The organism is Ectobacillus sp., assembly GCF_056992975.1.
The window spans coordinates 1-21,140 of sequence record NZ_JBXKMX010000245.1; the positions used below are offsets into that span (position 1 = coordinate 1).

General features: G+C 36.9%; 20 protein-coding genes. 16 read left to right on the top strand and 4 right to left on the bottom strand.

The window, feature by feature from the left end; all coding sequences use genetic code 11:
- A partial coding sequence (locus AC11ZT_RS11270; protein ID WP_484059687.1) for an ABC transporter ATP-binding protein occupies positions 1-499 on the bottom strand: 499 nt, incomplete at its 3' end.
- 101 nt (positions 500-600) lie between these two features.
- Entirely contained in the window at positions 601-1,668 is a 1,068-nt protein-coding gene (locus AC11ZT_RS11275; RefSeq protein ID WP_484059688.1) for an NAD(P)/FAD-dependent oxidoreductase, read from the bottom strand.
- Between the two features lie 261 nt (positions 1,669-1,929).
- Here AC11ZT_RS11275 and AC11ZT_RS11280 point away from each other — a divergent pair, with 261 nt between their 5' ends.
- The 6 genes from AC11ZT_RS11280 (at position 1,930) to AC11ZT_RS11305 (ending at position 8,027) form a co-directional block, all read left to right on the top strand.
- Positions 1,930-2,169, top strand: a complete 240-nt coding sequence (locus AC11ZT_RS11280; RefSeq protein WP_484059689.1) for a YuzB family protein — start codon at positions 1,930-1,932, stop codon at positions 2,167-2,169.
- Between the two features lie 172 nt (positions 2,170-2,341).
- Positions 2,342-3,196 (top strand): diaminopimelate epimerase, encoded by an 855-nt coding sequence (gene dapF, locus AC11ZT_RS11285; RefSeq protein ID WP_484059690.1) that lies wholly within the window; start codon positions 2,342-2,344, stop codon positions 3,194-3,196.
- A gap of 63 nt (positions 3,197-3,259) precedes the next feature.
- Positions 3,260-3,613, top strand: a complete 354-nt coding sequence (locus AC11ZT_RS11290) for a HesB/IscA family protein (RefSeq protein ID WP_484059691.1) — start codon at positions 3,260-3,262, stop codon at positions 3,611-3,613.
- Positions 3,614-4,107: 494 nt separating this feature from the next.
- The gene (locus tag AC11ZT_RS11295) at positions 4,108-4,899 is read left to right on the top strand and encodes an ABC transporter substrate-binding protein (RefSeq protein WP_484059692.1); all 792 of its coding nucleotides are present in this window, start codon (positions 4,108-4,110) and stop codon (positions 4,897-4,899) included.
- Positions 4,900-4,933: 34 nt separating this feature from the next.
- Positions 4,934-6,622 (top strand): hypothetical protein, encoded by a 1,689-nt coding sequence (locus AC11ZT_RS11300; protein ID WP_484059693.1) that lies wholly within the window; start codon positions 4,934-4,936, stop codon positions 6,620-6,622.
- 277 nt (positions 6,623-6,899) lie between these two features.
- Positions 6,900-8,027, top strand: a complete 1,128-nt coding sequence (locus tag AC11ZT_RS11305; protein WP_484059694.1) for a hypothetical protein — start codon at positions 6,900-6,902, stop codon at positions 8,025-8,027.
- Positions 8,028-8,387: 360 nt separating this feature from the next.
- Here the strand turns inward: AC11ZT_RS11305 and AC11ZT_RS11310 are convergent, their stop codons facing one another.
- Both AC11ZT_RS11310 and AC11ZT_RS11315 read right to left on the bottom strand, forming a co-directional pair.
- Complete coding sequence (locus tag AC11ZT_RS11310; RefSeq protein ID WP_484059695.1) at positions 8,388-9,641, bottom strand: MFS transporter; 1,254 nt, start codon at positions 9,639-9,641, stop codon at positions 8,388-8,390.
- A gap of 206 nt (positions 9,642-9,847) precedes the next feature.
- Positions 9,848-10,834 (bottom strand): NAD(P)/FAD-dependent oxidoreductase, encoded by a 987-nt coding sequence (locus tag AC11ZT_RS11315; protein WP_484059696.1) that lies wholly within the window; start codon positions 10,832-10,834, stop codon positions 9,848-9,850.
- Between the two features lie 437 nt (positions 10,835-11,271).
- Between AC11ZT_RS11315 and AC11ZT_RS11320 the strand changes: the two genes are divergently transcribed.
- From AC11ZT_RS11320 to AC11ZT_RS11365, 10 genes are all read left to right on the top strand, one after another.
- A complete protein-coding gene (locus AC11ZT_RS11320) occupies positions 11,272-12,480 on the top strand; it encodes an NAD(P)/FAD-dependent oxidoreductase (RefSeq protein ID WP_484059697.1) in 1,209 nt (402 codons plus the stop codon).
- Positions 12,481-12,573: 93 nt separating this feature from the next.
- The gene (locus tag AC11ZT_RS11325; RefSeq protein ID WP_484059698.1) at positions 12,574-13,068 is read left to right on the top strand and encodes an NUDIX hydrolase; all 495 of its coding nucleotides are present in this window, start codon (positions 12,574-12,576) and stop codon (positions 13,066-13,068) included.
- Positions 13,069-13,125: 57 nt separating this feature from the next.
- Complete coding sequence (locus AC11ZT_RS11330; protein ID WP_484059699.1) at positions 13,126-13,443, top strand: YuiB family protein; 318 nt, start codon at positions 13,126-13,128, stop codon at positions 13,441-13,443.
- A 107-nt stretch (positions 13,444-13,550) separates the two neighbouring features.
- Positions 13,551-14,192 carry a 3D domain-containing protein gene (locus tag AC11ZT_RS11335; RefSeq protein WP_484059700.1) on the top strand — a complete coding sequence of 214 codons (642 nt, stop codon included), beginning with the start codon at positions 13,551-13,553 and terminating at the stop codon, positions 14,190-14,192.
- A gap of 132 nt (positions 14,193-14,324) precedes the next feature.
- Positions 14,325-14,699, top strand: coding sequence for a DUF309 domain-containing protein (locus tag AC11ZT_RS11340; protein WP_484059701.1), 375 nt, complete (start codon positions 14,325-14,327; stop codon positions 14,697-14,699).
- A gap of 60 nt (positions 14,700-14,759) precedes the next feature.
- Positions 14,760-16,232, top strand: coding sequence for a leucyl aminopeptidase (locus AC11ZT_RS11345; RefSeq protein ID WP_484059702.1), 1,473 nt, complete (start codon positions 14,760-14,762; stop codon positions 16,230-16,232).
- Between the two features lie 368 nt (positions 16,233-16,600).
- Positions 16,601-17,491: a UTP--glucose-1-phosphate uridylyltransferase GalU gene (gene galU, locus AC11ZT_RS11350; RefSeq protein WP_484059703.1), complete on the top strand. Its 891-nt coding sequence runs from the start codon at positions 16,601-16,603 to the stop codon at positions 17,489-17,491.
- Between the two features lie 123 nt (positions 17,492-17,614).
- Positions 17,615-18,616, top strand: coding sequence for a glycosyltransferase family 2 protein (locus AC11ZT_RS11355; protein ID WP_379970348.1), 1,002 nt, complete (start codon positions 17,615-17,617; stop codon positions 18,614-18,616).
- A 12-nt stretch (positions 18,617-18,628) separates the two neighbouring features.
- On the top strand, positions 18,629-19,051 hold the full coding sequence (locus AC11ZT_RS11360) for a GtrA family protein (protein ID WP_484059704.1): 423 nt from the start codon (positions 18,629-18,631) through the stop codon (positions 19,049-19,051).
- Positions 19,052-19,225: 174 nt separating this feature from the next.
- The coding region (locus tag AC11ZT_RS11365) for a YfhO family protein (RefSeq protein ID WP_484059705.1) at positions 19,226-21,140 on the top strand (1,915 nt) is incomplete at its 3' end.

A 21,140-nucleotide genomic window follows, 5' to 3' on the forward strand; every position in this document is an offset into this window, starting at 1 on the left:
TGACTGAGCGCGCTGTTTGTTCATCGAGAGCGGAAGTAGGCTCATCTAGTAAATAGACAGTTGGATTCATCAATGAAAGTCTAGCTAACGCTAATCGCTGCTTTTCTCCACCAGACAATGCACCGGCTTCCTCGTCTAGATTTTTATCTAGTTGTACATGGGAAAGGGCAAGATGAAGCGCTTTGTCGTCTTTTTCCTCTTGTTCACAAAAACGGAGTCCGATGAGTAGATTGTCCCTTACGCTTCCTTCAAATATAGGCGGTGTTTGACCGAGCATAATGATTTCTCTGCGAAGCAAAATGGGATCATAGGAGGAGAGGGGCTTGCCTTGATACAAAATGCTCCCGCTATCAGGGGAATGGATATCATTAAGTAGCGTAAGTAAAGACGTTTTTCCACTTCCGCTTTCACCTATAATACAGGTTACCTTTTTTTCGCGAATTGATAATGCTGGAATATGTAAAATATGCTTGTACTTCACGTTTTGTAGTTGGAACATAAAAAAACGCCTCCTTTATCATGTCTATTATGACGGAGACTTGTTATTGATACAATACTGTTAGATAACAAAAAACCCCGCATAATATGCGAGGTAATGTATTATCCATTATGGTATTTATACATCCATAATATTCCGGATTTCAACAAACGTGGCACACGACCCATAAGAGGTTGATTTGCTAATAGGCCAAATCCATGTTTCTTACCCAGTGCGCCGAGTATTCCTTTTAGCTTAATAACAGGAAGTTCTTCTGGAAGTTCTTCTCCGTTCCAGCGTTTTAATAAAACGGATACAATTTGTTCAGCTTGTCCTTCTGCTAATTGTGCAGATGGTGCATGAGGAAGGCTAGCACAGTCACCAAGGGCGTATACGTTCTCATTTTCAGGAATATTGTGATATTTTGTTATAATGAGACGTCCACTATTGTCTTTCTCTACTGGAAGCTGTTGTACAACGTCATTTGCCTGAATACCAGCTGTCCATACTATTGCATCGCAAGATAGAGCCTCATCATGATTGTATATGATGTTAGGTTCTACTTTCGTAATATTAGAGTTACGAACGATCTCTACATTATTCGAAATAAACCAATCTTCCACATAATGACTAAGTTTTTCTGGGAACGCAGGTAAAATGCGATCTCCTCTGTCAAATAAAATGATTCGTAAATCTGATCTGCTTTCGCGTAGCTCACTTGCTACTTCAACGCCGCTTAGTCCAGCTCCTACAATGGTAACAGTGGCATTCGCAGGCAGACTATTTAACAATTGGTACGTATGTCTTGCCTTTTCCATGGATTGAATGCTGCAAGTGTATTCTTTCGCTCCTGGAACGTTATGGTACTTATCTACGCAGCCGAGGCCGATAATTAAATCATCGTAACGTATCGTTTCATCATCTTTTAATTCTACTTCTTTACGATCAAGATTAACATTTACGACTGTACCGTATTTTACGGTAAGACGCGGATGTTCTGGAAATGGAATGCGAATATTCGTCTCACAAATTGTTCCTGCAACTAATGCATAGAATTCTGTTTTAAAACTGTGATACGGCACTTTGTCTACAAGAGTAATTTGGACATCGTCCGGAAGATTATTTGGAAGAAGACGTTGTAAGATTCTCATTCCACCGTATCCGCCACCGAGAATAACGAGGTGCTTCATGATGGATTTCCCCTTTGCAATTTAGAATGATCCCTTAAACCGAAAATCTAATCTTAGATGAATAGGTAGTGAGCCTTATTTAAGGAAATTTCACTTTATATTGATAAATTATTTTGAACATTACCCATCAAAATTATAACGAATCCTTGCGTAAATAACAATTAGTATCTAATCCTTTTTATAAGTTATAAATAGTAGTAATTGCTTGACGTGTTTTTTAAAAACCTTTACATTAGCAATAATAGTGAGGTGAAAATAGCGGTGATTAAGCCCTTAATTGAATTTTGTGTAAGTAATTTAGCAAATGGCTCCCAAAAGGCCCGTGCTGTTTTGGAAAAGGATTTGAATTTAGACATTATTGAATATGGTTGTTTAGGTCATTGTGGGAATTGCTATGAAGGACCATACGCGCTTGTGAATGGTGAGGTGGTAGTAGGAGCAACGAATGATGAGCTCATAAAAAATATATATGATTATTTAGAACAAAATGAGATATTCTAAATGAAACAAGACCGTTATGTAAAACTCATAGAGTACAGAGTTTTGTATAACGGTCTTGTTTGCTAGGTGAGTCAATCTTCGATAATATGAGAATTAGGGGATGTTCTTATTGTGTTCAACATCTCCACAATTTATACTTAGGGCAATCTAATTTTGTTTGGAGTGGGGAATAATGAAGCAATTTGCATTTACAAAAATGCATGGCCTTGGTAACAATTATATTTACGTAAATATGTTTGAAGAAAGTCTCGATGAAACGCATTTCCCAGATATCGCTCGCAGTGTATCTAATATTTACACAGGGATCGGGTCCGACGGGATGATTCTTGTCTGTCCATCTGATAAGGCACCTGTGAAAATGAGAATTTTTAATAAAGACGGCTCAGAAGCAAAAAGTTGTGGGAATGGTCTTCGCTGCGTTGCAAAGTATGCATATGAACATAAGCTAGTAGATGATCCGATATTTCTTATTGATACAGTTTCTGGACCGGTACAAGCACATGTATATGTAGAGAACGAGCAGGTAACAAGTGTAACAGTGGATATGGGAAAACCGCGTCTCAAACGCAAGGAATTGCCGATGTTAGGGGAAGGCGAAGACCCATTTATTACAGAACCTTATGTATTTGAAGGGAAACAATATGATATTACAGGTGTTTCTATGGGGAATCCCCATGCAGTTATTGTGGTAGATGAAATGAAGCAAGCGCCTCTTACTACCTTAGGCCCTGTATTAGAAAAACATTCGATGTTTCCGGAAGGAGTCAACGTCGAATTTATAGAACTTCTGAATAAATCAGAAATGAATTTTCAAGTATGGGAAAGAGGCTCCGGTGTTACGCAAGCATGTGGAACAGGGGCTTGTGCCGCAGTCGTGGCAGCGATTCTACATGAGAAAATGGAGAGAAATACTGAAATTACGGTTCATCTAGCAGGCGGAGATCTACAAATTACATGGACTGAAACGGGCAATGTACTCATGAAAGGCCCTGCTGTTACCATTTGTGAAGGCGTGTATTATTACTAAGCTTTGGATTTGTGAACAAATACCGATAGCGAGTATAATGAAATGGAAAGGAAGGTGTTACGTATGATTATAGTTACGGAACAAGCAGCATTTCATATACAAGATATGATTAAACAAAGCGGAGAGGATAATCAATATGTTCGTCTCGCTGTTCAAGGCGGGGGATGTAGTGGTCTTTCTTACGGACTTGGTTTTGATAATGAGATTAACGAAACTGATGAGCAGTTCGAATTTTTCGGCGTGAAGTTTATCGTTGATAAAAAGGATATGCCGATTTTAAAAGGAGTATCGATTGATTATAAGGAATCGATGCTAGGCGGGGGATTTACGATTGATAATCCAAATGCGATTGCCACATGTGGATGTGGGTCATCCTTCCGAACTGCAGCAAATGCTGGTACTCCAGAGCAGTGTTAGGTAAATAAAAGTACGTTATCGTTATAATAGATGAAGCCTAAGCTTATAGCCTAGGCTTTCTTTTTGTTTTATAAATGATTCTTGGACTGGTGAAAATAATGCTTCCCTGCAGTATGAGTGATTTTTATAGCAATTGGTCAGCACAGTGATATGCATGCTATTTCCTACTAAAAGAACCGTTTTGACTTTTAGTAAAGAAAGCTTGGTTCCTATGAAAAGTTGTACTTTTGAGATAAAATGGAACGATTTTTACTTGTATTCAATTAAAATACATATATGTTGCAGATGAGGAAGAAAAAAAGGATAAATGAAATAGGATTCTCTTCTCATTTCCTCTTGAAATTGGGTTAAAATAGAAGAGCAACTCATGTTACAGCACTACTATAACATTATAAAACATTAGATGGGAATATGTTTGCAGTTAGGATAGGTTTTGAAAAAAATAGAACGACAATTTAAACAGCACTACGATTATACGATTGGAGTTAAATAGCATGAAAAAAATGAGTTATGTCCTATTAATGCTAGCAATCATGCTAGTAACGACTGGTTGTGGCCAAGATAAGTTGAGTAACGGCAAAACGCCGCTAGTACAAATGAATGAGTCGAAGCAATTGAAGATTGGAATTAATCCCACGGTTCCCCTGTATGCTTCCCTCGATAAGAATGGAAACTTATCTGGTTTCGATATTGATGTTATAGAAGAGGTGGCAAAACGCTTAGGTGTGAAAACGAAGTATTATTTTTCAAATGAGGATTCTTTATTTGCAGGGTTAAGCTCTAAGCGCTATGATGTAGCGACCGGTCACATAGAAATCGTAAAAGAGCGACAAAAAATGTATGATTTCTCTAAGCCCTATCAGGAAACAAATACGGTGATTGTTGAAAAAAGTGAACAAAAAAAGCCAATCAATTTAAATAATCTTAAAGGAGCAAGCATTACATTACCTATCACCTCCTATTATGCTTCTCTTGCACGTAACTATAAAATGTATGTTATGCAGGGAGAAACATTTGAAAGCGGAATGATCGATCTGGAAAATGGAAAATCAAAATATATGATCTTTGACAGGGATGTCGTGCAACGGTACATAGCAGATAAGCAAATTAACGATTTGAAAATATCATATACATTTTCAGATAAACAGCAAATTGGTATGATGTTTCGAAAAGGGAATACTGACCTTGTTACTAAGGTAAATGAGAAATTAAATGAGATGGAGAACGATGGTACAATAAAAAGGCTTACGGATAAGTGGTTTACTGGGCAAGTGAGCGTTAATTAAAACGGAATACATGATGAAAAAGGAGTTACGCTAAATGAAGCTCAATATAAAGAGTTTTTGGTTATGGAATATCGCAATACTTTTTGTTTTTTTCATTCTATCAATTTTTAGTAATAGTCTGCTGTTCGATCGGGGGATTCCTCTTGGAGCTGACCAAGGATTTCATATGCTACGAATTCAAGGCCTAACAGATAGCATAAAGAGCGGTAATTGGTATCCCTATATAAATATGCGGTATTTAGATGGATTTGGCTATGCTGTTGATACCTTTTATTCGAATACGTTCTTATATATTGCTTCCTTCTATCAAATATTTGTAAAAGATAATGCTGTGCAGGCTTATAAATTCCTGCTGCTTGTGATTACATTCTTGACCTTTGTTTTTTCCTATCTTTCTGCAAAAGGTATTACGCAATCACGTATGATTAGCTTATTTGCTAGCATTCTGTATACGCTGTCGTCCTATCACTTTATTGATACCTTTAACAGAGCTGCTTTAGGAGAAACAATTGCGTTCGCATTTGTGCCGGTTGTTCTTTCCTCTTTTTATATGATGGTATATCGACAGAAGAATGTTTGGTATTGGTTAGTAGTTGGAATGTGTGCCCTTGTTCTTTCTCATATTGTTTCTACTTTAATGGTTAGTACGGTTTTGTTCGTTTTATTTATTGTAAGTTTTCATTCATGGAAGAAAAATCCAATCATCGTGGTTTGGATTGGGATTGCTGCTATTTTCGTAGTAGGTCTTACCCTATTCATGACATTACCGTTATACGAACAAATGAAGGCACAGCCATTAATCTCACAATGGGCTCCTGTGTTTAATGTGCCGGATACTGGGGTGAATTTGGGAGATACGATCATTCATTCCATTAATAATGAAGATGCTCGTAGTGGGGTTATGAATATAGGTATTCTTGTGTTACTTGCCCCAATTATACGTCTTCTTATTTTTGAAAAGAAAATTGTTCCAGGTGATTATTTCACAATTAGCGGTTTTCTGACGTTGATTGTTTGTACTAAATTGTTTCCTTGGATGTTATTTAGAAATACTCCTCTTAATGCAGTACAATTTCCGTGGAGATATATGGTATTTGTTACCTTCTTCCTTGCCGTGGGTTCCGCATTTTATTTTGGTGAAATGTTGAAGCGATACGATAAGAAGTGGCTCGTGTTTGTTGTATTCTTTGGCTCTGTTATCATTACGAATGTAAGCTTACTCTATCAAACAAGTTTTGAAGTTCGGGAACCGAGCGCAGAGACTATTTTAGAAAATACAGCCAATATCGGAATAGGGAAGGAATATTTACCAACTGGGGTAAAGCTAAGTGATATCACTCCGGATAGTGGACCTCTGTATGTAAATGAAAATGTTCATTATAGTAACTTTAAGAAAAATGGAAGCTATATTAGCTTTGATTATAATAATACAAATGACGGCGAAATTGCGATGCCAATCATATATTATAAAGGATACCAAGCACAAATTAAGGGAAATGGAACATCTATGAATATTCCTGTATATGCTGGGGTTACTAATTTAGCTACATTGGAATTACCGAAGGGGACAGGAACGGTACATTTCTATTATGCAGGTACGGCTATACAAAAGTTAAGTAAAATTGTGTCTGGTGTCTTTTTCCTTGTATTTGCTATCGTCCTTGTATATGAGGCAATTGTAAGAAGAAAGAAAGTACGTATTGAAAAATCACCAAATGAATAACCTATTGAATGAATAATGCTACTTTGGTTTCGTAGCATTATTCATTTCATCCACTATCTATTTTGCTAAGTATCGATATCATTTACTCATCGATACAAGGAAACTTGCCAATAAAAATTATTTAATAGAGTCCGTTATAACATATGGATAAACCAGGATGGAGATTCTGGTTTTTTTGTACGACAATTTTGTATAGAATACACTTTGTTTCCAAAAAACATCTATTCTTTTTGTATAATGGAAAAGAACGTTGTAATTACAAGGAGTGAAGGTTTAAATGATTAGAGAAAAAGCGAGGAATCGTTTCAGACGCAATGTACAATCATTGCTAGTACCGTTCCTCTTTCATTATTTAGTTTTATTACTTGGAACGATCATACCTTACTATAAGGATACCTCTCATGTAGGTATGGCTTTTAATGAGAGTGCACACAGCTGGGTTCAATGGGATAGCTTGTGGTATATCCATATTGCTAGCTTTGGGTATGAGAATACGACTGCAGCAGCTTACTTTCCATTTGTCCCATTTCTTTTGAAACTTGTACATAATGTAACTGTTATGTTTGGGATTACTGCAATTGGCTTTGCAATTAGCTTGTATCTATTACAAGAGTTTTTCAAGCGGATGCAAATGAATGATTGGCAAATTACGATGGGACTGTTCCTTTATGCACTTAATCCAGCCTCTATTTATTTTGCGACAATCTATACGGAAGTATGGACGGTTCTCTTTTCGCTAGCATCTCTGCATATGGCAACAAAGAATAAATGGGGGTATGCAGGATTATTTGCAGCGCTGGTCACAACAACTCGAGGGACTGCATTGCTCTTTGGCATATTTCCATTTGTACTCTTTGTCTATTCTGCAGTAAAAAGGCAGTGGAACGGGGTAAAGCAAGCGTTGTTTTGGGGATTAAGCTGTTTTGTTGGTATAGGAGCATACATGGTCTTGCTTTCTTTTATCTTTGGTGATCCATTTGTGTTTTCGTCTACACAAAAGGAGAACTGGCATCATTATTGGACATTGCCATGGACACAGTTTATAGATGCTTTTCATCGGAATCTTTGGACGGATTTTAGGGAATCGAGACAGGCACTATGGATTGCCACTTTCCTTTTCTCGTATTGGGGATTAGTGAACGTATGGAAACAAAGGGCAACCATTGAGTGGGAGCGCATAGCGGTTATTGGCTTTACAATAGGAAATGTTTTAATGACGCTTTGCTTTGGAACGGAGGATGCTCCTCTATTTAGTACAATGCGCTATTTAAGTGTGATTTTTCCTATATATGGAATAATGGCAGCGTCCTTATCAAAGCCATTTCAATGGCTTATGTTGTTTATCTTCGCTGCACTTTCGTTTATGGGGGCATGGACGTTTACGCATCATGCATGGTTTTTATAGGAGTCCATAACAGAAAGAAGAAAATCTTACGGAAGAATACTTACACAATGGTCTAAAAGTGCCATAAAAATTTGAAATGATCAATCCAAAATCAGGTTGACCATTTCAAATGCCAAACAAGTCATTTATAAGATCTTTTCTACGTTTACTTGTGGATCTTTTCAATTTTCCTTACTGTTTATTTTCGTTCCTTGCTGGAGCAGTTTTTTACGTGCACTTTCGTCTTGTCCGGGTGCTATCCCTGTCCATGTTTCTAGGTGGGCAACGCTTTCAAATCAATTCATATCAAGCCTGAATAGAATCGCTTCGTTCAATGTCGTCTTTAGATGAATGTAGTCGTTTTCCTAACAGAGCTTTATTTTAATCAAATTTTCGTACAGTTGGTACACGTAATGCTACGAAAATGATAAATAAGATAACGAAAAGCGCTCCGCTCTTCATAATGGTCGCAATGGAAAGATGCGTTGTGATCAGAAGGGAGGTAATCGTATAAGAGACAGGAATAAGTCCCATGGAAGAGAGCATCATGAGGCTCATGACTCGCCCCATCATTTCTTCCTGTACACTCGATTGTATGACAGCCATAAGTGGGATTGCCCCCATCGCAAGCGTAGCACCAAATATACTTCCCGCGAGTAGAGCGTGCCATACAGTAGTGCTTTCCGTTAATACCAAGAAGGAAACACCTGATATGAAAATCATACTAATACAAAACCAGCCACGGTGATGTTTTATATTAAGGATGGCAATAAAAATCGCTCCCAGTGCCATACCCCCGCCTACCGAACCTTCTAAATAGCTATAGAGGAGAGAGTCCCCTTGCAGCACATTTTTCACAAAAATCGGAAAGCCGATTTGCATCGGGCCGATTAGAAAAAAGTTTAAAAAGGCGCTACAAATCAATAGCGTCGATAGAAAAGCAGACTTCTTAACGTAAAAAATTCCTTCCTTTATGGAGGTCAGCATATTGCCAGCGGGTTTATCATTCGCATTCACTACAGGCATCTGAATTTTACGAACGAGTATACCGGCAAATAGCAGCATACAAATGGTAATCGTAAAAACAGTTGCATAGCTACTCACCTTAATTAAAAATCCTGCTAACATGGGTCCAAGAATAAGCGAGGATTGATTTGTCATCTGTGTAATTGAATTTGCCTGCGTTAGCCTGAATTTCGCTACGATTTCCGGTAAGATGGAACCATCAGCGGACCAAAAGAAGGCATCAGCTAATCCAAAGAATAAGGCAAATAAGGCAAAAGTATATAATGTAACTCCATCCAATACAAGCCATAGAAGAAGTCCCGCCACTAGACAGGCACGTATAACATTGGAATAGAACATGATGTTCTTTTTTGGGAATTTATCTGCAGTCGCTCCTCCAATAATCATGAACACGAGACGAGGAACACTGGAAGCAACAAGCACGAGACCAAGGGAAGCTTCTAAGTCCAGCTTTTTCACAATATACCAAGTTTGTGAAAAGGTAAAAAATGCGAGCGCAAAGCTCGAGAATAAAGTAGCTGCCCATAAATATAGGAAATTCGTATTTCGAAACAGCGATGCGTTCAGTTTTGAAACAGATAAGGGATTATTACGTTCCAATTCTTCCATATCGTTTCCTTTCCTATGAGATATTTATACAACGCGAAATCCATATCAATTCTCATTGTAGACAAAAATTAGGTAATTGTACATTGTTTTTCATTGTATGAGAAAAGAGCCAGCATATGCTGCCTCTTTCTATCTTCTCATTATTACTTAGAATGAAATAATTTAAACGAATTTGTCTTAGTTCTTTCGTACAGTCACGTTGTTGATTAAAACATGCTGGAACTATGAAGATGTTGCGTTTTCGCAGTTGGATCAATGTATGATTTAATGCTGCTAATTGCAGTTGGCGCTTCACCAAATCCCGCAGCAATTAATTTCACTTTTCCATCATAAGTACAAATATCACCGGCAGCATATACACCTGGAATATTCGTTTCCATTTTTGAATTTACGACGATACAATTTTTTTCAATAGTAAGTCCCCAGTCCTTAATTGGACCAAGTGAGGAAACAAAGCCAAAGTTTACAATTACATCATCCACATCAATTGTAACTTTCTCTTCAGTTTTCGCATCTTGAACGACAACCTGTGTAATGGCCTCATTGCCAACTAATTCCATCGGTATGTATGGCGTTTTTACATCTACACGAGAATTCATTAATGTTTCAACACTATGTTCATGTGCGCGGAATTTATCACGGCGATGGACAATAGTTACTTGTTCAGCGATGGGTTCTAGCATAAGAGTCCAGTCAACAGCTGAATCTCCGCCGCCGAATACAACAACTCGTTTACCTGCAAATTTATTCATATCATCTACGAAATAATGAAGGTTTTTCTTTTCAAATGAAATGGCATTATCTAATTCTAATCGTCTTGGTTGAAATGCTCCATTGCCGGCAGTTATGATAACAGCCTTAGAATAGTGTGTCCCTACATTTGTAACAAGCTTGATGGTGCCATCTTCTTGCTTGTCAAGCGACTGTACTGATTCTTCTAAGCAAATAGTTGGTTCAAATTTATTCATTTGTTCTTTTAAGTTAGCGATGAGCTCACCAGCACGAATTTTTGGGAATCCTGCTACATCATAAATGTATTTTTCAGGATATAATGCGGAAAGTTGTCCGCCAAGCTGCGGTAAACTTTCGATAATCTTCACGCTTAATTGTCTCATTCCCCCATAAAACGCAGTGAATAATCCAATCGGACCTCCACCAATAATTGTAATATCATATATTTTTTGATCTACCAAAACATTTCCCCCCCAATAAATAATAGTAATAAACGTAATCCATACTAGATGAATCCGTTTGTCTTGTGTGAACTGGATTTCTTACTCATCTTGTATAAGTTTACAAAAAAATGATACCATAATTCAAAAAAAAAAACCTTAATAAACATTACGGAGTAGCCTACATAAGTTGTCCATTTTGTATCCATTTTATTAATAAACTAAGTTTATAGATGTAAACTTATGGTATCTATTTTTGACTGTTCTATCTGCGAAGTTTCTTGAAAAATGACGAAAAAAAGGCTACTATTATGTAGTGATAGAGTGAATAATTATGACAAAATTCTAACAGATTTTTGACACTTATTTGTCAAGCTTGTATATAAGCGTACAAAATTTCTACAAAAGGTTTTGCATTTGTTTATACTGACTACTACGGAAAAGGGTTGTGATTAAGGGTGAATAAGCCAAAAATCGTTGTTTTGGGTGCAGGGTACGGCGGTATGATTACTACTGTAAATTTACAAAAGGAATTATCAGTTAATGAAGCTGACATTACACTTGTAAATAATAACAGCTATCATTATCAAACAACTTGGTTGCATGAAAATGCAGCAGGTACATTGCATCAAGATAAGACTTGTATCAACATTCAAGATGTAATTGACACAGACAAGGTTCATTTTGTACAAGATACTGTAGTGAATATTAACGCTGAAACAAAACGTGTAGAACTTAAAAATGGTGAACTTGAATATGATTACCTTGTTATTGGATTAGGTTTTGAGTCTGAAACATTTGGCATTAAAGGCTTAAAAGAACATGCATTTTCAATCGGTAACATTAATGCGGCTCTTCATATTCGTGAACATATTGAATACTCTTTCTCTAAGTACGCTGCTGAAAAACGCGATGAATTATTAACAATCGTAGTAGGTGGAGCAGGATTTACAGGTATTGAATTTGTTGGAGAACTTGCAAACCGTATTCCTGAACTTGTAAACGAATATGACCTTCCTCGTGAAAAAGTACGCATAATTTGTGTAGAAGCGGCTCCTACAGCACTTCCGGGCTTTGATCCTGAACTTGTAAGTTTTGCTATGAAATATTTAGAAGATAAAGGCGTAGAATTCAAAATCGGCACAGCCATTAAAGAAGCTACTGAAGATGGAATCGTCGTTGCTAAAGGCGATACAACAGAAGAAATTAAAGCTGAAACTGTAGTTTGGGCTGCTGGTGTTCGCGGAAATTCACTTGTAGAGGAATCTGGTTTTGAAGCAATGCGCGGTCGTGTCAAAGTGGATGAATTTATGAGAGTTCCTGGCCATGACGATGTATTTATGGTAGGAGATGCGGCTTTAATTATTAATGAAGAAATCAATCGTCCTTTCCCTCCAACAGCACAAATTGCAATCCAAGAAGGTCAAAATGTTGCCGGAAACATTGCTGTACTTGTTCGCGGCAAAGGGAAAATGCAAAAATTTGTGTATGATAATAAAGGTACAGTATGTTCTTTAGGAGACGACAACGGAATTGGTGTTGTATTCGGTAAGAAAGTAACAGGCTGGAAAGCTGCACTTATGAAGAAGTTAATTGATAACCGTTACTTATTTATTCTTGGCGGACCGATGCTAGTGTTGAAAAAAGGAAAATTAAACTTTTTGTAAAATATAAATGTAGTTAATAGAGAAAAAAGAGCAGAGTAGCCTTATAGGTTACTTTTGCTCTTTTTTCTCTATTCTATAAAAGGGGTTTTTTGTTTGAATAAACGAGGCAATGTTTGGTTAGCAGTTAGTGGTCTAGTTCGAACGAATGACGGAAGATGGCTAGTAGTAAAGAAAACGTATGGTGGATTAAAAGGAAAATGGTCGTTTCCAGCAGGATTTGTGAAAGAAGGGGAAACGATTGATGAGGCGGTTAAAAGAGAAATATTAGAAGAAACGGGAATTAGTACTTCCATTCGCGGTGTTTTAGGTATACGCTCTGGTGTTCTTGAGGGAGAAATTAGCGATAATATGGTTATTTTTTTACTTAAACCGGAGAATGAGGCGATAATCATACAAGAAAAAGAATTATCACATGCTGCATTTTTATCCCAGGATGCCATTTTACAAGATGAGGCTACTTCTGTACTCGTTCGCCATTTGTTAGAAACGATGCCAAGCTCTATTTTTCAGATGAATGATAAAGTGAATCCGGGAGATCACTTTGGTTACACTGCTTATCGTGTGTTTCTTTCGGAAAACAAGGATTGATTTTTATTGCTCGTTTCTGTAAAATTAAGGAAATGGAAGTCGGAAGGAGAACGTATAATGAGCATTCCAATGCTACTCATTTCTATGTTGCTTTTTTTCGTTCTATTTTTCGGGATTGGTTTTTTGTTAAATATGATATTACGTCAAACATGGGTAATGAGCATCTTGTATCCCATCGTCTGCATACTAATTATTAATAGAATAGATGTACTGAAATACTTTCAAGATCCTTTCCTATCCTTTTCCTCTGTTTTAACGCGGGTTTCTTCTCTAGGACAGGCAGATTTATTTATATTACCTTCAGGATTTATAGGAGCTATCGCTTCAGGATTTGTTATGAAAGCGCTTCGAAATAGTGGGTATCGCATGTTTTAGCTTTTTGTGAATGGTGAAATAAGCGCCATTCACTTTTTTTCTTTTTGTGTGTATAAAAGAAAATCGTCTTGGTCAACACTACAGATGAAGGAGTGTTGAGAATAAACATGACGATACGAATAGTTACGATTCGCCTTTTTATGGCGTGTTTATTTTGCATGGCTTTATTAGTTACCTATCAAGCGATCTCACATTTAACAATATTAGAAATGATAACCGGCTTCAAGAAAACAGAGAATGTTCGAACATTGGGCAATTTAAATACAGAAAAACAAATGGAAACAAAAACAGAAACAAATACAGAAACAAAAACTCTTGAGCAGTCAGTCGATTGGTCTCGGTATGATTCGGTTGAAGTTACAGCTACAGGTTATACGGCTGGGGTAGAATCAACAGGAAAACATCCTGCACATCCTCAATATGGAATAACCTACTCTGGGGTGAAAGTAAAACGTGATTTATATTCTACAATAGCGGCGGATCTACGTATATTTCCGATTGGGTCTGTCTTGTTCATTCCAGGGTACGGATACGGCGTAGTAGCTGATAAAGGGGGGGCAATTAAAGGAAAGGAGTTAGATTTGTATTATGAAACGGTTCAAGATGTGTATAAACAGTGGGGAAAGAAAAAACTAACTGTATATCTTGTGAAAAAAGGTTCAGGAAAGCTGTCAGAAGCGGAACTAAAGCAACTAAATGAGGATGAAGCGATGCAGGTGTTCCGGCAACAATATAAAAAGAAACAGTAGGTTTTAAGAAATAGGGAGACTATCATGAAAGAGGATGGTCTCTTTTGTATGTATTGTTAGAGACATGATTTTAGAGGTTAGCTACTCTTTTTGTTATACTAAGGGTAGATGCAAGGGGAATTGAGGGATAAGATGAAGGACTACCCGCTTGAGTATTATGAGTTTTTTATCAAATTTAATGAAGGCGATTATTATACGTGTCATGATTTACTTGAGGAAATGTGGCTAACTGAAATGGATAATTTCTTTTTAAAGGGATTGTTGCAAATGTCAGTGGCATTATATCATTATGGATATGGAAATGTGAAAGGTGCTAGAGCCATGATGGGAGCGGCAAAGCGATATTTACAGCCGTATAGGCCAACATATTGGTCGTTGAATGTTGAATTTGTCCTTCAATTTGTAGAACAATGCATACAAATCATTCCGCGTGACATAGACCGTGTCCCTTTTGAGGCAAGCAAGGACCTCCCGTTGTTACCTGAACTTGTTTTATATATGGAGTAAGAAACATCGCATTGCGGGAAGAAGAGTACTATAATGTAAATCATAATGGAGGTGCATGACATGTTTCAAGTACAAGAAAAACTTAGCAGTCATGATGCGATTGTGGTTGCATTATTTGAAGAAGAACAAAGTAAACATGCGAACGAAATTAGTGCAGAGCTAGGCGGAAATTTAACGACGTTCATAGACGCAGGGGATATATCGCCTGCAAAAAAGAAAATTGCTACTATACATACACTGACAAATAACTCTATGAAACGATATTATTTTGTTGGGCTTGGGAAAAAGAATGAGTATAGCACGGCAATGTTGCGAGAGACGCTTGGGAAATTGTTTAAAACAATAAAGGGCAGCAATGCAACAAATGTTGCTGTTTTATTAGATTCATTCGTGTGCGGGGATATACAAGAGCTCGATGTTGCTCATATGGTTGCAGAAACATTTTGTTTAGGAACATACGAATTGCAAACATATAAAACGGGAAAGAAAACGAAAAAAGCGTCACAAGAAATTGCAGTAATAACAAACTATGATCTGCAAGAAGTAGAAGCAGCTTTATCGGTTGGATATATTCATGGCCATGCAACAAATGCAGCGCGTACACTTGTAAATATGCCGCCTAATATGTTAACAGCAGAAAAATTGGCAGACTATGCTGTATCCTTAGCTGAAAAATATGACATGGACTACAAAGTTTTGGATAAAGAGGAAATGGAAGAACTAGGAATGGGTGCGCTACTAGCTGTAAATCGCGGTTCCGTAAATCCACCTAAAATGATTGCCTTGCTTTATAAAGGAAAAGAAGAATGGACGGATGTTATCGGTCTTGTTGGAAAAGGAATTACCTATGATACAGGAGGGTACTCATTAAAGCCACGCGCGAGCATGATTGGTATGAAAGGCGATATGGGAGGAGCCGCTGCAGTTTTAGGAGCGATGGAAATTATCGGAGAGCTTCGCCCAGAAAAAAATGTAATTGCCGTTATTCCATCTACCGATAATATGATTAGTGCAGATGCGTTTAAGCCTGATGATGTCATTACATCTATGAGCGGGAAGACGATTGAAGTATTAAATACGGATGCAGAAGGTAGACTGGCATTAGCAGACGGCATTACGTATGCGAAAAAGCTAGGAGCTACACATCTTGTTGATATTGCTACGTTAACAGGCGGAATTATTGTGGCGCTTGGCAACGATACAACAGGGGCTATGACAAATGATCCAACTTTTTATAAAAAAGTTGTAGAAGCATCCATCGAAACGGATGAACCCATTTGGCAATTGCCAATATACGAGCGTGATAAGATGCGAGTACGCAATAGTCAATTTGCAGATTTAAATAACTCCCCTGGTCGTGACGGTCATGCAATCATGGCGGGAACATTTATAGGTGAATTTGCTGAGGACACACCTTGGGTTCATCTAGATATTGCAGGTACATCGGAGACAAAAAGCAGTCATGAACTAGGTCCGGCAGGGGCGACAGGTGTTATGGTACGAACGCTTGCTACACTAATCGAACGATTTTAAGATGAAATAGATGTCCTTATTAATGAGGGCATCTATTTTTATTTACATATGTTACTAGGAACACTGTATTTTCATATTGAAATGTGGGAAATTACAATAAAATTTGTTAGTAAAATCCTAGTATAGCTTGACGGATAAAAAAGCAATCATGTAGAATTTGAAGGAAGTGTTTTTTGGCTGCCCGTACTTCAATAGGAATTGTTAATAAATTTTAACACTATTCTAGTGATTATTAGTTATATAATAGACTGGTATGTGTTTGTAACGAAACGAATATCACCTTCACTTATAGTTTAAACTATCGCTAAAGAATTACAAAACATAAGAATTGAAGGATAAAATTGTATGAAGAGAAAGAGGTTATAGACATGAAAAAAGTGAAAAAAGCGATTATTCCAGCAGCGGGATTAGGAACTCGCTTTTTACCGGCAACCAAAGCAATGCCTAAAGAAATGTTGCCTATCGTTGATAAACCAACTATTCAATATATTGTGGAAGAAGCTATTGCCTCTGGTATTGAAGATATTATAATCGTTACTGGAAAAGGCAAGCGTGCTATCGAAGACCATTTTGATCACGCATTTGAACTAGAACAAAACTTATTAGAAAAGAAAAAGTTTGAATTGCTTGAAAAAGTGCAAGCTTCTTCTAATATGGTCGATATTCATTACATTCGTCAAAAAGAGCCAAAGGGACTAGGTCATGCCGTTTGGTGCGCACGTAAATTCATTGGGAATGAACCGTTCGCAGTTTTATTAGGTGATGATATTGTGCAAGCAGAAAAACCATGTTTACGTCAATTAATTGATGAATATGACAAAACGCTTTCTTCTATTATTGGAGTTCAACAAGTAAATGACGCTGATACTCATCGTTACGGCATTATTGATCCGCTAGAAAAAGAAAATCGTCGCTATCAAGTAAAGCAATTTGTAGAAAAGCCAGCACCAGGAACAGCACCTTCTAACTTAGCTATCATGGGACGTTATGTGTTAAATCCAGAAATTTTCATGTTCCTTGAAGAGCAACAAGTTGGTGCCGGTGGTGAAATTCAGTTAACGGATGCTATCCAACGATTAAATGAAATCCAACGTGTATTTGCATACGACTTTGAAGGAAAACGCTTTGACGTGGGAGAAAAGCTTGGATTTATTCAAACAACAATTGAAATGGCATTGCAGCATGATGAGTTGAAAGAAGATTTATTGCGAATTATGAGTGATTTAGTTGAATCGCAAACTCCATCTATTAAAGGATAATATTCGTAAAGGGTAGGCATAGGAAATCGGAGGAACTGCAAAGCTCTGTTTTCTATGTCTCATCTGTGCGTATGCAAAAAAATGGTTGCTTTAGAAGAATAGAACAGGAAAGGAGCATCTTCTTTGAAAACCATCACGATTTTAGTTCCAGCCTATAATGAAGAAGAGGTTTTAGATCAATTATATAATCGCGTTACAGGAGTAATTAATGGAATTCCTCAATATAATTTTGAAATTTTATTTGTAAATGACGGAAGTAAAGATAATACGTTAAATATCGTTAAAGAATTTCGTACACAAGATCCGCGTATTTCTTATGTGGATTTAGCTCGTAACTTTGGTAAGGAAACTGCAATGATGGCAGGTCTAGACCATGCAATTGGTGATGCAGTTGTTATCATCGATGCTGACTTACAGGACCCACCTGAATTGATTCCAGAAATGATAACATATTGGGAACAAGGCTATGACGATGTTTATGCGAAACGAAGAACAAGAGCAGGCGAATCCTTTGCTAAAAAGTGGACTTCAGCTCAGTATTATAGCTTATTAAAACGTACGACACGGATTCCAATTCAAGAAGATACAGGAGATTTCCGTTTGCTTGATCGTAGATGTGTAGAAGCACTAAAGCAAATTCGTGAAACACAACGGTATACAAAAGGTATGTTTAGTTGGATTGGATATAATAAGAAAGAAATTTTGTTTGACCGTGACCCTCGTGCAGCAGGTGAAACAAAATGGAACTATTTTAAGCTAATGGAGCTTGCAATTGAAGGAATTACATCATTTACAACATTCCCTCTTCGTATCGCTTCTTATTTTGGATTTACTGCTTCATTACTCGCTTTCGTATACATGGTTTGGATTATTATTAAAACGTTAGCATATGGGGAATCTGTAACAGGATATCCTTCTATGATGGCTGTTATCTTATTCTTCGGCGGTGTACAATTGATTGCACTAGGAATTATCGGAGAATACTTGGGACGTATCTTTAATGAAACAAAGAATCGTCCACTTTATTTTGTCGATGAATACAATGATCAGAAAGCTACGAATATAAACGGAGAGTCGCAGCCTGCCTACGTGGTGAAAGAACAAAAAGTAAAAGCCGGTAGATAGGAGAGGTGAAAGTTGAATAGGAAAAAAGAAGTTTTCAACTACTTACTTTTCGGTGGGTTGACAACCGTTGTTAATATTGTTACTTACTATTTATTTGTTACCTTGCTACATGTTGATTATAAAGTGGCTACTACAATTGCATGGATTGTGTCTGTTTTATTTGCATATATTACAAATAAAAAATATGTGTTCAATAGTAAACACAGCACATTGACCCAAGTTTTCAAAGAATTTTTTTACTTCATGGGATTTCGAGTGCTATCCTATTTTATCGACATTTTTTCCATGATTCTATTAGTAGGAGTCATGCATATCAATGATTTATTCGCTAAAATAGCAGCGAATGTTATTGTTGTTGTGTTTAATTATTTTGCAAGTAAGTATGTGATTTTTAAGAAGAAAACAGAGCCACGTAAAAAATCGCACATATCTTGATTATAGAACAAGCTGGGCCCAACGCCTGGTTTTGTTTTTTATCTCGATTGCATAATTAGCCCCATATAAAGATGAGTAATGGAGAGAGGTTACAACGTTTAGTAAGTTTGAAATGATTGTAAAACAAGGTTTATCATTAATTATAATTTACAGATTAATCTATGGAGGAGTATAATGCAGGACTTATTGCAACTCTTTAAAAAGAACAAATATGTATTGTATGGATTTGCATTTATGCTACCGTTCGCTATTTATGGAATATTATTCATACTTCTTGGAATAGCGCCGTTCGGACAGAAGTCTATACTCGTTACAGATATGCATACACAGTACGTTCAGTTTTATACGTATCTTTATGATGTATTAAAAAATGGAAAAAGTATTTTCTTTAGTTGGGAAGCTGGGATGGGAGTTAATTTCTTTGGTGTATTCGCCTATTATTTAGCGAGCCCTTTCTCATTGCTCATCCTTCTCTTTGATCGTAATCATATCCCTGAAGCACTAGTTTTGATTACCTTGCTAAAGGTAGGGTTAGCAGGATTCACGATGACGTATTTTCTTAGTAAAGTAACACAATATCGTGATTTGCCGCTTGTGTTCTTTTCAACTTTCTATGCGCTTATGTCATTTGTAACTGTGTATTCATTCTGTGTGATGTGGCTAGATGGCATTTATCTCCTTCCTCTTATTTTGTTAGGAGTAGAGAAGGTCATTCGTAAAGATCAATTTCTTCTATTAACGATTAGCTTGGCACTAATGTTTATATCGAATTTTTACATAGCGTATATGGTTGGTATTTTTACATTCCTATATTTTGTGGCTAGGTTTGCAGTTGTACATAGCATTCGAGATGTAAAGTTCGGTTTAAAGAAGTTAGTGATGTTTATTGCGATTACAGCATTGGCCGCAGGAATCTCTGCTATTGTGACACTGCCTACTTACATGGATTTAAAGAGTAACTTTGCGGAACGTGCAGCATTGCCGTGGACAACGGAATTTAATTTTGATTTGCTTACGGTGTACAGTAGATTTTTTAGTGGAGTTATTGACACAACCGTAAATGGTATGCCAAACCTATATGCAGGGGTATTAACGATTTTACTCGTGCCATTGTTTTTTATAGCAAAACAAATATCACGAAAAGAAAAGATCGTCTATGGAATACTTTTATTTATTTTGCTGATTTCCATGGAAATCCCTCTTTTAAATATTGCATGGCATGGATTTGAGCCACCAACAAACTTTCCATTTCGTTATTCATTTTTATTTTCTTTTTTATTATTGTATATGGCATTTCGCGTTTACCTTATTTTCGATAAAGAGATGCTACCTGTTCTACGGAAAATTGTGATTTTTAACATTTTCATGATTTTATTCATTTCCAAAATTGCACACTACTACATGCCTTCTAACAAAATTTTGATTAATGTAGCTCTTATTCTAGCGTATACACTACTTCTATATTGGAAGGCTTTACGCTCTGATAAGAAAACACTCGTTTCGTATTTATTAATTGCGGTCATTTCATTAGATGTGGGAATTAGTACATTATATTCCATCAAGCTCATGGGACTCGAATACGGTTATATTTTGCGTGATACGTATGCGACAGTTCATCCGAATTATGAGGATACATTTGCTTCGATTGCGAAGAAGGATACCGGATTTTACCGTGTTGAAACGACTGAGGGAAGCACTTGGAATGATGCGCTTCGATTTAATTATAAAGGGATTACCCATTTTAATTCTGTCGCAAATGGACATCTAAACTTATATATGCAGGATATAGGATATGGATTTCTAGATGCTCTTATTTTGCAAAATGGGAAAGGTATTGTAACGACAGATTCACTTTTCGGTGTGAAATATATGGTGTCCGATATCCCGCTAAATAAATATGGCTTCGAACAAATCGATCAAATCGGTCCTAATCGTGTATATGAAAACAAGAATGCACTGCCGCTTGGATACATGATGAACGGCACGAATTTTGATACGACAGGGAAGGATAAGCTAAAGATTCAGAAAGTGAATTATGCCAATTCCTTTGAAAATCAAAATAAATTAATCGGTCCGTTAATGGGTACAG

Excerpts from the sequence above, each read along its gene's own strand:
- AC11ZT_RS11345 (WP_484059702.1), top strand. The coding sequence starts at position 14,760 with ATGTTTCAAGTACAAGAAAAACTTAGCAGTCATGATGCGATTGTGGTT.
- dapF (WP_484059690.1), top strand. The coding sequence starts at position 2,342 with ATGAAGCAATTTGCATTTACAAAAATGCATGGCCTTGGTAACAATTAT.
- AC11ZT_RS11340 (WP_484059701.1), top strand. The coding sequence starts at position 14,325 with ATGAAGGACTACCCGCTTGAGTATTATGAGTTTTTTATCAAATTTAAT.
- AC11ZT_RS11305 (WP_484059694.1), top strand. The coding sequence starts at position 6,900 with ATGATTAGAGAAAAAGCGAGGAATCGTTTCAGACGCAATGTACAATCA.
- AC11ZT_RS11330 (WP_484059699.1), top strand. The coding sequence starts at position 13,126 with ATGAGCATTCCAATGCTACTCATTTCTATGTTGCTTTTTTTCGTTCTA.
- AC11ZT_RS11335 (WP_484059700.1), top strand. The coding sequence starts at position 13,551 with ATGACGATACGAATAGTTACGATTCGCCTTTTTATGGCGTGTTTATTT.
- AC11ZT_RS11310 (WP_484059695.1), bottom strand. The coding sequence starts at position 9,641 with ATGGAAGAATTGGAACGTAATAATCCCTTATCTGTTTCAAAACTGAAC.
- AC11ZT_RS11300 (WP_484059693.1), top strand. The coding sequence starts at position 4,934 with ATGAAGCTCAATATAAAGAGTTTTTGGTTATGGAATATCGCAATACTT.
- AC11ZT_RS11295 (WP_484059692.1), top strand. The coding sequence starts at position 4,108 with ATGAAAAAAATGAGTTATGTCCTATTAATGCTAGCAATCATGCTAGTA.
- AC11ZT_RS11290 (WP_484059691.1), top strand. The coding sequence starts at position 3,260 with ATGATTATAGTTACGGAACAAGCAGCATTTCATATACAAGATATGATT.
- AC11ZT_RS11275 (WP_484059688.1), bottom strand. The coding sequence starts at position 1,668 with ATGAAGCACCTCGTTATTCTCGGTGGCGGATACGGTGGAATGAGAATC.
- galU (WP_484059703.1), top strand. The coding sequence starts at position 16,601 with ATGAAAAAAGTGAAAAAAGCGATTATTCCAGCAGCGGGATTAGGAACT.